Source organism: candidate division WOR-3 bacterium, assembly GCA_039804165.1.
Taxonomy (GTDB): Bacteria; Hydrothermota; UBA3072; order UBA3072; family UBA3072; genus JAFGHJ01.
On record JBDRZZ010000017.1, the window covers coordinates 1 to 13,037 of the forward strand.

Genomic DNA, 13,037 nt, shown 5'->3' on the forward strand with positions numbered 1-13,037 from the left:
TTCTCAATATACAGAAAGGAGGTTTTTTTCAATACCTTTTCTTTGAAAAAATACAATCTAAACCCTTACAAATACTAAATTTCCGACTTTTGACACAAAAATTTTGGGGGGTTGTCAGTAAATAGTAATACTTGACTTATTTAAAGGGCTTTTTATCTTTATCTTATGGATAAAATCGATGAGAGACTCGGATTTATTGAAGGTTGGGTCTCTATTGTGGTGAATATACTTCTATTTGCTTTGAAATTATGGGTTGGAGTGGCGATGAAATCTATTGCTATGACTGCAGATGCTTGGCATACATTGTCTGACACTTTTACCTCTTTTGTTGTCATTTTAGGATTTTGGATTTCTGGGAAGCCAGCAGATGAAGAACATCCTTTTGGCCATGGCAGAGCAGAGATTATTGCTGCCATTATTATTGGTGTTTTACTTGGAGTTGTGGGTATAAATTTTTTGGTTGAATCTGGGAAGAGGTTTGTTCATCATATAAGCATTCCAACTTTTAAAATTTTTGCCGTAATTATTTTTGGGATTTCTATGGTTTTAAAAGAGGCTCTTTCGAGGTTTGCTTTTTGGGTTGGTAGAAGAATTAAAGCCGAATCTGTAATAGCTGATGGATGGCACCATAGGAGTGATGCGATTGCTTCCGGGTTAATCTTGATTGGAGTTTTTTTAGGAAAATATTTATGGTGGATTGATTCTGTTTTAGGGATTGGGGTTTCGTTTCTTATTCTATATGCAGGTTACGATATAGTTAGAATTGCATCTAATAAAATTTTAGGAGAAGCTCCTGATGAGGAAGTTAAAGAGAAAATTCATCGTATTATAAGTAAGAATGCCCCAGCTGTTATGAATATTCATCACATTCATATTCACCGATATGGAAATCATACTGAATTGACGGTTCATATTCGTTTACCAGGAAATATGAACGTTTTTGATTCTCATTCTATCACAAAAGAAATTGAAAATAAGTTAAGAGAAGAGTTAAGATGCGAAGCAACCCTTCACGTAGAACCTTTTGAAAGATTAGAGAAAGAGAAGTAAGTTATTAATAACTGTGATAGAGAAAGAGGAATTATATTTTTTTCTTTTTTATTTTTCCGCCCATAAAATATAAAGTTTGGAGAAAGAGGTAAATAAAATTACATAATAATAAAGAGATTCCAATTAAAGTGAGAGGGGAAAGAATATCTTTTAAAAAGATAATAGTTAATACCATGCAAACTAAACCAATAAAAAGAGAGATAGTTGGGACCTTAGGAGTTCCTTTTGCAATCATTATATTAGCCATTAAAGTTCCCATAAAGAAGAAGGACATTCCAAGAGCAATTAAGGTTGTATCGCTTCTATGGGCTAAGAAATCTTCTCCATAAATTGATTTTATTATTTCTGGACCAAGGAGAAAGTAAAGGATTGTTACTCCAGAAGTTATTAATAAAAAGATACTAAAGCTTTTATATATATATCTTTTGATTCTTTTTTCTTCTTTCTTAGAATATGCTTCCGTAAGATTCGGTAGAAGAGCCGCACAAAGAGCTATTAGAATTGTTCTTGTGAGTTTTAATGGTGTTGTTATTGCACTATAAATTCCAGCATAATAATCTTGATTATTTTTTGCTATTATTTTTATAAGAGGTGGTCCTAATCTAAGAATGCATTGATTCATTATGAATATCATTTTAGTAGTCATTATAAATTTTAAGGCATTTAAAAAATTATTATTTTTCTTGAAATCCTTTAAGATATTTTTCCATTGGATGCTAAGAGTTTTAGATAATATAATGAATAAAATAAGAATTATTAATATTGGGGATAAAACAATACTCCATCCTACAGCTAAGGTTTCCCTATTATATTTTATAATTAGAAATAAAAATCCTAAAGTCAGAAATTCTTTTGCTCCAGTGCCAAATGAGAAGATTTTAAAGTTTTTGTATCCAAGGGATATTCCTAAGAAAATATAGTAAGTCGATAATATGCTTATTCCAAGAGTCAATTGAAGAAGCATAAGGTTTTCATAATTAAAAAACTTATGAGCAATCCATATTCTGAAAATAAAGATTAATCCGTAGAGGGAGACCAACGTTACAAAGGAGATAAGTAAAGAAGATTGAATCACTTGTTCAATACCTTTTTTGTCTTTTTGTGCTTCAAAAAATGCAATGTTTCTTGATAAGTTTTCCATTACCCCTCCAGTTATAAATATCGTAAGGAGAAAAATTAAATCATAAAGAACCTTTAAAAGACCGTATTTTTCTACTCCTAACCATTTGCCAGCAAAAATCTCAAAAAGAGATAGAAAAATAGCACTAAAGCCCTCTCCTATTAAAACATATATTGATCCTTTTTTTACTCCTTGATTCATATTTAAGGAATAGAATATTTATTTTGTTAAAAAAAACAAGAGAGTTCTTTATATGATATACTTGACAATATTTCTCTTTTTATTAAGTTTGAAAAATTAAAGGAGGTAAAATGCCAAAGGGTCGAATTTCAAGCTCCAAAAAAGTGGATTTTATTTTTATAGTTGTTCTCTTTATCTTGACTTTAATATATTTTGCTCCTGTTTTGTCTCCTTCTAAGATGATGTATGGATCTGATTGGCTTCTCTCAGGTTATACGGATCATGCTTTCTGGGCGAGTTATGTAAAATCTCATTGGCGATTTCCTATGTGGGATAATTATAATTTTAGTGGGCATCCTACAGTGGCTTCAACAGGAGGGGGGGGAATGGTCTATCCTCCTTTTGTTTTGTTTCTTATTTTTCCTGTATATTATGGTTGGACTCTTTTATTTGTATTGCATATATTTCTCGCAGGTTTAGGAATGTTTTGGCTCCTTAGAGTATATAGGTTATCAAGTTTTGTTGCATTTATTGGCGCTTTGATTTTTATGTTTTCAGGGCAATTAATCACAACAACATATGGAGGTCATTTAGGAAGATTGATTGGGATTGTTTTCTTACCTTATGCTTTTTTGCTTTTGTATAAAGCTTTTGAAAATAAAAGAGTTGAAGATTTTATTTTTTTTGGGGGTGTTACTGGCTTATTTTTACTTGGTGGGCATTCCCAGATTTCCTATTGGGGAATGATTGGTGTTTTATCTTATTTTTTAACAGAATTTGTTCATAGAAGAAAGGAACTTGGGAAAGCGGGTTTTTTTAAAATTGGAGGTTTCTTTAGCATAGGAATGTTTGTTTTACTTTTGATAATTCTAATTAAATTTTTACCACCTGCTTTTTCTCTTGGTTATGGTGCAAGGGGAGTAACAAGAGGGTATAATTATTCAACCTCTTGGTCTATACCCACATCTGAGCTTTTGGATCTTATTGCTCCTCATTTTTCGGGAATCCTTGAAAATTATTGGGGAGAAAATCCTTTTAAGCTTGATTCAAGATATCTTGGTATTTTACCTCTTGTCCTTTTGGTTTTTAGTCCCTTTTATAAAGGGAAGAAATATTTACTCAAGTTTTTTTTATGGTTTGTTGGTATTAGTTTATTCTTGGGTCTTGGAAAGAATACACCTTTATTTAAGATATATTATTATCTTATTCCTATGGCAAAGAAGTTTAGAGGCCCTTCTATGTTTTTCTATCTTGTAGTTTTTGGGATTTGTGTTTTATCTGCTTTTGGTGCAGAGGCCATTTTAGAAATAAGTAAAGAGAAAAAAGAGAAAAGGAAAGATAAAATGTTTTCTTATTTAATCGGAATTATAGGATTTGTTTTTCTTTTTACTTTGATTGTGACTATTCTTGATAAAAATCTCCTTTCTTGGATGAGGAATCATTTTGCTATTAATTGGGTTGAGGTTTTAAGCAAAGATTCTATTTCCCAAAAAATATATATAATGAATTTGAATTTTGAAAAATTCAAGAAAAGCCTATGGTTATCCTTCCTTTTATTTTTTCTAAATGGAATTCTAATAATGTCTATTTTAAAAAAGAAAATCGCTCCTGAAATTGTTTTCCCATTTCTTGTAGTAATTTTCTTGTTTTTTGACCTTTGGCCTATTGATAGGAAATATCTTTCTAGTGTGGCTCCTCCAGATCAATATTTTGCGGCTGACGATGTTACAAGTTTTATTAAAGAAAGAAAGGATCTTTTCAGAGTTTTCCCTCTTGGTTATGATGGAAGATCTACTGATGGATATTTTCATTTCCATCAGATTGAAAATGTAGGAGGTTATGGCGCAAATCCTCCAGCAAGATACCAGAAATTTATTGGAGCAGGTGAAAGTGTTATGTTCAACCCTATAAATCTTATTAGATTTCCGCATTTATTGTCTTTGTTGAATGTTAAATATATAGTAGGTCCACGTTTGCCTCAAGATTTGTCTGGATATGATGAAAGGGTTAAAGAAATAATCAAGGAATATAATAATTTCTACTCCAATTTTGAAGTCGCTTTTGTTGGGAGGAAATATCAGGTTTTGGAAAACAGAGATTTCATCCCTAAGTTTTCTTTGGTAGATAGTTTCGTTGTAGTTAGAGATCCTGAAACTGTTTTAAATAAAGTGCTTTCTTCTAAATTTGAAAAGGATAAAGTTGTTTTTTTGGAGGAAGAAGTGGAAAGAAAGATTTCTCTCTCCAAAGAACTTGGTAAGATAGAAGTCATTAAAAATATTGCTAATGAAAGAGTCTTAAATGTTGAGACTAAGGAACCTTCTTTTCTGTTGGTTAGTGAGAATTATCATCCTGATTGGAAATGTTATATAGATGGGAAGAAAGAAAAGATATATAAAGCAGATTATATTTTATACGGGGTATTTATTCCTGAGGGAAAACATAAAGTTAGTTTTGTTTATGAATCTAAGGTATTTAATATAGCATCACTTTTGAGTTTTATAGGTTTTTTGATTTTTTTAGGGACATTTATAGTATATTTTTTTCGAAGAAGATAGAAAGGATTCTTTCCCTCTTGACTCTAATATTTAATTGTCTATAATTAGCTCAACAAAATGAGAAAAAAGAAAAAGTCAGAGGCTAGGATTGTTCTTCGTTCTTCTCAAATTGCTCCTTGGAAAAGGATCTTGTTTGTTTTTTTTCTATTTCTTATTCCAGTCTTTATTTTTATGTTTTTGGAGGGGATTCTTCGAATTTTAAATTATGGAGGGGATTTACGTCTTTTTATCTCTGCCCCGGAGGAGGTTTCGGATTACTATCGTTGTAATCCAGATGTGGGTAAACGTTATTTCTATAGACAAGTTACTGTTCCAGATCCTCCGAAAGATTTATTTCTTAAGAAGAAACCAAAAAATGGGTATCGAATTTTTGTTCTTGGGGAATCAACAACAGCTGGTTTTCCATATGGTAATAATCTGATGTTTCCCCGGATTCTTTGGCGTAGACTTCAAGATACCTTTCCTGGTATGCATATTGAGGTTGTAAATACAGCTATGGCTGCAATTAATAGCTATGCCTTACTTGATTTTATGGATGAGATTGTTAAGTATAAGCCGGATCTTATCCTTATATATGCAGGACATAATGAATTCTATGGGGCACTTGGGGTTTGTTCTTTTGAATCACCCACGCAAAGTAGATTGATTGCTAAAGTTTACCTAAGAATTGTGCATTTACGTCTTTTTCTTTTGTTGCGAGATCTTATTAGTAAAATAAAGGGGCTCTTTTCTAAAGGCAAAACAAAAGAATTTGAGGATTTCACTGCAACTTTAATGGAACGAATCGTGGGAAAGGAAGATATTCCATTTGGGAGTGATTTGTATGAAAGAGGAAAAGAACAATTTAGAAGAAATTTGGAAGATATTTTAAAATTGGCAAAGAGAACAAAAGTTCCGGTAGTCCTTAGTGAGTTGGTTAGTAATTTTAGAGGACAACCCCCTTTTAAATCTGCCAAAGGAGGCAATTTTCCCTTGGCTGAAGAAGTTTATAAAGAAGCACAAAATTTAGAAGCTCAAGGTAATTATAAAAAAGCAAAAGAACTTTATGTAAGAGCGAAAGATTTAGACTGTCTCCGATTTAGAGCTCCTGAAGATTTTAATTTGATTATTCATGAGCTTGCTTTAAAGTATAAAACTCCAGTAGTTCCGATGAAGAAAATCTTTGAAGAAAATTCTCCTAATGGGATTATTGGAGATGAATTAATGTTAGATCATCTCCATCCAAATGTGAAAGGTTATTTTCTTATGGCAGATGGATTTTATCGAACTTTGCAGAAAGAAGGTTATATTAGTGAAAAGTGGGATTCTAGCAAAGTTAAGGATATCGAATTTTATGAAAGGGATTGGGGCATAACAGAGCTCGATACGATATATGGGAATTTGAGTATTCGTTGGCTTAAGGGTGGTTGGCCTTTTCAACCAAAAGAACTTCAAAATACAAGCCTCAAAAACTTTATTCCGAGGAATAAGATAGATTCTGTGGCCTTGCAGGTTCTTATAGATGAAAAGATTGGTATAGAGGTGGGGCATCTTAAATTAGCTCATTATTATGAAGATCGAAGGGAATATGAGAAAGCTTATAAGGAATACAAGGCTCTTATCTATACAATCCCTCACGAAGTTATGTTCTATGAAGGTGCTGCTAAGATGTTGATTGAATTAAAAAAGGAAGAGGAAGCTATTTCGGTTTTAGAAGAGTCTCTTAAAATTATAAATTTTGATTTTGCAATTAAGTGGCTTACTCATTTGTATCTAAAGAAAGGAGATATTGAAAAAGCTTTGATGTATCTTGATGAAGCAAGTTCTACACTTAAAAAAGACCGAGAATTTCTAAATACCCTTGCTCATGTCTATATTGTATCAGGGCAGTTTGATAAGTTATACAGACTTCTTGAATATTTTGGTCCTAGAAAAAGAGAAATTTTAAAGCTTATTAAATATGAGAAGGGAACTAAAACTCAAGCTTTTGCGGAAAATTATAATTACGTTGCTAAAATCTTTTTGAAAGAAAAAGATTTATCCACAGCCTTTTTGTTATTGAGTCAATCTTTAGATTTGAAAGAAACCGGGATTGCAAATAAATTTATTGGGGAAATACTTCTTTTTAGGAAAGAGTTTGATAAAGCCTTACTTTATTTGCAAAGAGCCGAAGAGTTGGGACTAAAAGATCCTGATTTATATTATAATATGGCGGCTGCAAACTACTATTTAGACAAGAAGAAAGAAGCATTGCGATATTTAAAGAAACTTAAAGCTATAAGACCAAATCACCCTGACCCTTCTGGTTTAGAAAAAAAGTTGAAACTTGTGAGAGAATAAATGGATATTTTGGGTATTTCTGCTTTTTATCATGACAGTGCTGCTGCTTTGATCCGAGATGGTGAGGTTATTGCTGCAGCACAAGAGGAAAGATTTTCTCGCATTAAACACGATTATCGTTTTCCTACTCAAGCGATTAATTATTGTTTAAAAGAGGGGAAAATTTCTCCTTTGGAATTGGATTTTGTGGCTTTTTATGAGAAACCATTTTTGAAATTTGAACGGATTATAGAATCTTATTTGCATTATGCTCCAAAAGGGCTTCCTTCATTTATAAAAGCAATTCCTATTTGGGTAAAGCAAAAACTCTGGATAAAAAGTTTGATTAAGGAAGCGCTACCTAATTTTAAAGGAGAGATTCTTTTCCCTGAACATCATCGCTCTCATGCGGCTTCTGCATTTTTCATGTCCCCATTTAAAAAAGCTGCTATTGTTACTGCAGATGGGGTTGGGGAATGGACAACAACAAGCATTGGTTTAGGAGTGGATAATAAAATTTCTATTTTGAAGGAACTTCAATTTCCACATTCTCTTGGTATGCTTTATTCGGCATTTACTTATTACACTGGGTTTAAGGTGAATTCTGATGAGTATAAAGTGATGGGTTTGGCACCTTATGGAGAGCCAAAATTCGTTCAAATTATTTTAGAGAATCTCATTGATCTTAAAGAAGATGGATCATTTCATCTAAATCTTGAATATTTTAATTTTCCAGTAGGACTTACGATGACAAATAGAAAATTTCATCATTTATTTAATGGCCCTCCACGAGAGCCTGATGGACCTATTTCCCAAAAAGATATGGATCTCGCAAGGTCAATTCAAGAAGTTACTGAGATTGTGTTAGAGAAGATGTGTATAAATGCGAGAAAGGAAACAGGAGCTGATTATTTAGTGCTCGCTGGAGGAGTTGCATTAAACTGTGTGGCAAATGGAAAGTTACTTCGTAAAACTCCTTATAAAGATATCTGGGTTCAGCCTGCAGCTGGAGATGCCGGAGGTGCATTGGGCGCTGCGCTTTCTGTTTGGTATGAGTATCTTGGGAATCAACGTTTAATTTTAGAAGGAAAAGATGCACAAAAGGGTTCTTTTCTTGGTTGCGAATTCACGAATCCAGAGATCCAAGAGTTTTTAGAAAAATACAAGATTCCTTATCATTATTTTTTAGATGAGGATTTGATAGAGAGAGTGGCTGAGTTATTGATAGAAGGGAAAGTTGTTGGTTGGTTTCAGGGTAGGATGGAATTTGGCCCTCGCGCCTTAGGGGCAAGAAGTATTCTTGGAGATCCTAGGTTGCCTGAAATGCAAAGGAAGATGAACTTAAAGATTAAATTTCGTGAATCATTTAGACCTTTTGCCCCATCTATTTTGGTAGAAGATACCTCGGAATATTTCGATTTTGATCGTCCAAGTCCATATATGCTTTTTGTTGCTGATGTGGCTCATAATAAACGTTTGCCCCTTTCAGAGGAAGAAGAAAAGTTGGTGGGTTTAGAAAAACTTAACGTGGTTCGGTCTAAAATTCCTGCGGTAACCCACGTTGATTATTCTGCACGAATCCAAACGGTGGATAAAGAAACTAATCCAAGATATTATGCGCTATTAAAAGAATTTAAAAAACAAACTGGATGTCCTGTTCTCCTCAATACATCTTTTAACCTTAGGGGGGAACCAATCGTTTGCACTCCTTTGGATGCTTATAAATGTTTTATTAAAAGTGGAATGGATTATTTAGTGATGGGTAATTATCTTCTTGATAAAAAAGAACAGTTAAACAATTTTTCAATAAAGTTTTTATCTAATGAGTTTAGTTTAAAGAAAGTTAATTTGAAACCTGATAAAATAAAAGATTCGAGAGAATTACGTAAATTTGGGATTGGATTATCCGTAATTTTAGGACTTTTTGGGACTTTTCAATGGATAAGGGGAGGGTTTCTTTACTCCCCGTTTTACCTTGTTGCAGGCTCTATACTACTATTGGCTTTGATTTTCCCTATTGTTCTAAGTCCCATTTTCTTTATATTTCACTATATTGGAAAAGGATTAGGTTGGATAATGACAAGGATTATTCTCTCTATGTTTTTCTTTTCTGTGATTACTCCTATAAGTTTCTTTTCTCGTCTTTTTGGGAAGCAATATCTGGATTTAAAATTCAAGAAGGGAGAAACTACTTACTGGAAAATACATCAAAGAGAGGATTCTTTAAAAAGATGTTTTGAAAAGCAGTTTTAAAAGGAGGATGATTTATGTCTAAAATGTCAGTATTTCTTGAATTTTGGGAGTTTTTGCGAGAACGAAAGAAATGGGTTCTTGCGATAATTGTTTTTTTCCTTTTATTACTCGGAGCCCTTGTTTTATTTACAGAAGGTTCAGCTTTGGCACCTTTTATTTATACTTTATTTTAATGAGATTAATGTAAGAGCTTGGTAATTAAATACTTAAATATTACTTTTTGTTAATTCTTTTGGGGTTATTAAAAAGTCCTTTTGATTTAACCAAGTTTTTAACTTGAAAATATAAAAATTGTTATTGACTTAATGCATATTTTATATATTTTTGTTTAAGGGATTTTGAAAATGGATGGAGTTAAAGAAAAAATAAAGGATTTTCGGATTGCATTTGTTTCAACATACCCTCCTATTGAATGTGGTATAGCTACTTTTACAAATAGCCTTGTAGAGGCAATCTCTAATTTATATGAGCTTCCTATTAGTGGAAATAGGAATTTAGAAGTGATAGCTTTAAGCAATTCTGAAAGATTATATAATTATGGCCCTGAAGTGAGTTTTGAGATTCGTATAAAGAATAAAAGAGATTATCTTTTGGCTGCTGATTATTTGAATTTATCAAAGGTAGATATCGTTTCTATTCAGCATGAATTTGGAATCTATGGAGGGCCGGATGGGGAGTGGATCCTTTTACTTATTAAAAATTTAAAAAAGCCTGTGATTGCAACTTTGCATACAATTCTCACAAAGCCTACAAGAAATCAGAAACGAATATTAAAGGAAATTTGTAAGGTTTCTAAAGAGGTGATTGTTCTAGCTGATAAAGGTTTTGAATTGCTTCAGAGAATTTATGGGGTTCCAATTTCTAAAATAAAGAAGATACACCATGGGGTTCCTGATATACCTTTTGTTGAAGATACTCTTCATTATAAAAAAGAGTTTCATCTAGAAGGAAAATTTGTAATTCTGACCTATGGCTTAATTAGCCCAAATAAGGGAATAGAGTTAGTTATTGAAGCTCTTTCTCAGGTGGTGAAAGAGTATCCTAATGTTGTTTATCTTGTTTTAGGAGAAACCCATCCAAATGTAAGAATTAGTTCTGGAGAAAAATATAGAGAATTTTTAAATAATATTATAGAAGAAAAAAAATTAGAAGAAAATGTGATTTTTCATAACCGTTTTGTTCCTTTTAAGGAATTAAATAAATACTTAATGATGGCAGATTTGTATATTACACCTTATATTTCAGAAGAACAAATCTCTTCAGGAACTCTTTCTTATGCGGTTGCTTCAGGGAGAGCTGTTATTTCTACGCCTTATTGGCATGCTCAAGAACTTCTTGGGGATGGACGTGGGTTTATTGTTCCCTTTGGAAATGCTAGGGCTATGGCAGAAGCTATAAAGGAATTGATAAGAAATGAGAGAAAAAGAAATGAGTTAAGAAGAAAAGCCTATGAGTATGGGAGAAATTTTATATGGCCAAAAGTTGCTTCTTCTTATCTTGAGTCTTTTGTTAGAGAATCAGAGAGAATAAAGCCGGTGATATTAGAAAAGAAAGAGCAAGTTAGAGAAGAAGGGTTATTTTTAAAGACGGAAGATTTGCCTAAGCTTAATTTGGATTATCTTAAAGTTCTCACTGATGATACTGGGATTTTTCAACATTCTAAGTATTCAATTCCTGATAGGCGGTATGGATATACAACGGATGATAATGCAAGAGCAGCAATTGTTGCTTTAAAAGTTTGGAGTGTTTTTAAATATGATTTTATCCTTCCCATGCTTACCAAATATCTTTCTTTTTTAGCGGATGCCTATGATCATAGTAAGGGTAAGGTGAGGGTTTTTTTGAGTTTTGATAGAAGGTGGAAGGATTTGGATACTTCAGAAGATTGTCATGGAAGGTTAATATGGACTTTTGGCACAGTGATTAATAATCCTCCTACAGAGGAAATGGGACATCTTGCGGTTGAGCTTTTCCATAATTGTTTGAATAGAGTTTCTCAATTTTCTTCTCCAAGAGCTTGGGCTTTTTCTGTTCTTGGAATTACGAAATATCTTGAGAAATTCCCCAATGAAAGCGAAATAAAGGATCTTGGTTACACACTGGCAAATAGAATTCTTAATATGTTTAAAGAGAATTCTTCTTCAGATTGGATATGGTTAGAAGATATTGTTTCATATGAAAATGCTCGTTTTCCCCAAGTTTTGTTAGAAGCAGGAAGAATTTTTAAAAATGAAGAGATGAAAGATTGGGGTCTAAAAACGTTGAAATGGTTAATTGAAGTTCAAACCGATGAAAAGACCGGTTTTCTTTCTTTAATTGGGAATAAAGGTTGGTTTAAAAGAAATGAAGGAAGAGCAAAGTTTGATCAGCAACCTGTAGAGATTCCTGCAATTATAGATGCTTGTTATGAAGCATATCTTTCCACAGGGGATAAATATTTTCTAAATAGAGCATTTTGGGCCTTTAAATGGTTTCTTGGAGAAAATATAATTGGAGAAAGTCTTTATAAACCAGAAACAGGCGGATGTAAAGATGGACTTACTCCTGATGGGGTTAATAAAAATGAGGGTTCTGAATCTTTGGTTTGTTGGCTATTATCTCTTTTAAAAATGTATGAGATTCTTACCAAAAGAGAATAGGAGGTAAATATGAATGAGGGAGAAACTTATGAATGGACTGGTGGAAGTGGGCAACGTTATTTATACAATGTTTATTCTCTACCTATTAGTTTTAAAATAGGAGAGTTTGGAAATTATATTTTTGCGAGGAAAAATACTTCTGGTGATTGGATCCCAATTTATATTGGAGAAGGAGATCTTGGACGCCTTATTTCAGAAGAACACCCTTTTTATAAATGTATAAAAGAAAAGGGGGCTACCCATATTCATATTCATATTAATGCTTCAGAATGGGCGAGAATATCGGAAGAAAACGATTTATTGGAAAGTCATTTAAATGCATTTGAGCCTTATGGCTGTAATCCCCAAAGGGATTCGTTATTGTGATTTTATGAATAAGATCTAAGAATAAGGATTTTAACTCTTTGGGTTATACTAACAAGTTAGATGTAGACAAGCAACCACTTTTTTTGTGGGAGAAGTTTCATTATAGATTTTAACGGCTTCAGTTGTTCTTGCTATTATAGTTTCTATTCCCATTTCTTTAAGCTTTTTTATTGTCTCTTCTTTTGGAGACAATACACCATAAGCTCCTGTTCCTATTATGATGAGCTCAGGACTTGCATTTATAACATCCTTTAGATCATTTAGAGAAAGACTATGCCCCTCTTCTCTCCACCAGGGAGAAAGCACTTTATTCTGGAAAATAATTACATCCTTTGTGTAGGTTTTACCATTTATTGTTATTCTGCCAAAGCTATATTTTTCAATATTCATTATTTTTATAATATTTCTTATTTTTATTTTCGCAAGCTTTAGGTGTTGACAATATTAGGAGATTTGTATATAATTAATATAAGATTTCAAGAAGCGAGAGTGGCGGAATTGGTAGACGCGCTGGACTTAGGATCCAGTACTAAACCATAGAAATAGTGTGGGGGTTCAAATCCCCCCTCTCGCATT

Annotated in this window: 8 protein-coding genes, 1 tRNA gene and 1 pseudogene; 8 read left to right on the plus strand and 2 right to left on the minus strand. The window is 32.7% G+C overall.

The window, feature by feature from the left end; all coding sequences use genetic code 11:
- The first annotated feature begins 165 nt into the window (after nt 1-165).
- A complete protein-coding gene (locus ABIN61_06605; GenBank protein ID MEO0293873.1) occupies nt 166-1,050 on the plus strand; it encodes a cation diffusion facilitator family transporter in 885 nt (294 codons plus the stop codon).
- Between the two features lie 31 nt (nt 1,051-1,081).
- Here ABIN61_06605 and ABIN61_06610 read toward each other — a convergent pair whose 3' ends face one another.
- A complete protein-coding gene (locus ABIN61_06610; GenBank protein MEO0293874.1) occupies nt 1,082-2,371 on the minus strand; it encodes an oligosaccharide flippase family protein in 1,290 nt (429 codons plus the stop codon).
- Between the two features lie 110 nt (nt 2,372-2,481).
- On the opposite strand from ABIN61_06610, the gene ABIN61_06615 reads away from it, so the two are divergent.
- From ABIN61_06615 to ABIN61_06640, 6 genes and pseudogenes are all read left to right on the plus strand, one after another.
- Entirely contained in the window at nt 2,482-4,905 is a 2,424-nt protein-coding gene (locus ABIN61_06615) for a YfhO family protein (protein ID MEO0293875.1), read from the plus strand.
- Nucleotides 4,906-4,962: 57 nt separating this feature from the next.
- Nucleotides 4,963-7,224 carry a hypothetical protein gene (locus ABIN61_06620; GenBank protein ID MEO0293876.1) on the plus strand — a complete coding sequence of 754 codons (2,262 nt, stop codon included), beginning with the start codon at nt 4,963-4,965 and terminating at the stop codon, nt 7,222-7,224.
- A pseudogene (locus ABIN61_06625) lies at nt 7,225-8,994 on the plus strand (carbamoyltransferase). It begins immediately after the preceding gene.
- Between the two features lie 476 nt (nt 8,995-9,470).
- Nucleotides 9,471-9,629 carry a DUF5989 family protein gene (locus ABIN61_06630; protein ID MEO0293877.1) on the plus strand — a complete coding sequence of 53 codons (159 nt, stop codon included), beginning with the start codon at nt 9,471-9,473 and terminating at the stop codon, nt 9,627-9,629.
- A gap of 171 nt (nt 9,630-9,800) precedes the next feature.
- Nucleotides 9,801-12,095 carry a glycosyltransferase family 4 protein gene (locus ABIN61_06635; GenBank protein ID MEO0293878.1) on the plus strand — a complete coding sequence of 765 codons (2,295 nt, stop codon included), beginning with the start codon at nt 9,801-9,803 and terminating at the stop codon, nt 12,093-12,095.
- A 9-nt stretch (nt 12,096-12,104) separates the two neighbouring features.
- A complete protein-coding gene (locus tag ABIN61_06640; GenBank protein ID MEO0293879.1) occupies nt 12,105-12,461 on the plus strand; it encodes a hypothetical protein in 357 nt (118 codons plus the stop codon).
- Between the two features lie 48 nt (nt 12,462-12,509).
- Here the strand turns inward: ABIN61_06640 and ABIN61_06645 are convergent, their stop codons facing one another.
- The gene (locus tag ABIN61_06645) at nt 12,510-12,851 is read right to left on the minus strand and encodes an MTH938/NDUFAF3 family protein (protein MEO0293880.1); all 342 of its coding nucleotides are present in this window, start codon (nt 12,849-12,851) and stop codon (nt 12,510-12,512) included.
- A gap of 93 nt (nt 12,852-12,944) precedes the next feature.
- On the opposite strand from ABIN61_06645, the gene ABIN61_06650 reads away from it, so the two are divergent.
- A tRNA-Leu gene (locus ABIN61_06650) sits at nt 12,945-13,035 on the plus strand.
- The last annotated feature ends 2 nt before the right edge of the window (nt 13,036-13,037 follow it).

Coding starts and splice junctions, on each gene's coding strand:
- ABIN61_06605 (MEO0293873.1), top strand. CDS start 166: ATGGATAAAATCGATGAGAGACTCGGATTTATTGAAGGTTGGGTCTCT.
- ABIN61_06610 (MEO0293874.1), bottom strand. CDS start 2,371: ATGAATCAAGGAGTAAAAAAAGGATCAATATATGTTTTAATAGGAGAG.
- ABIN61_06615 (MEO0293875.1), top strand. CDS start 2,482: ATGCCAAAGGGTCGAATTTCAAGCTCCAAAAAAGTGGATTTTATTTTT.
- ABIN61_06620 (MEO0293876.1), top strand. CDS start 4,963: ATGAGAAAAAAGAAAAAGTCAGAGGCTAGGATTGTTCTTCGTTCTTCT.
- ABIN61_06630 (MEO0293877.1), top strand. CDS start 9,471: ATGTCTAAAATGTCAGTATTTCTTGAATTTTGGGAGTTTTTGCGAGAA.
- ABIN61_06635 (MEO0293878.1), top strand. CDS start 9,801: ATGGATGGAGTTAAAGAAAAAATAAAGGATTTTCGGATTGCATTTGTT.
- ABIN61_06640 (MEO0293879.1), top strand. CDS start 12,105: ATGAATGAGGGAGAAACTTATGAATGGACTGGTGGAAGTGGGCAACGT.
- ABIN61_06645 (MEO0293880.1), bottom strand. CDS start 12,851: ATGAATATTGAAAAATATAGCTTTGGCAGAATAACAATAAATGGTAAA.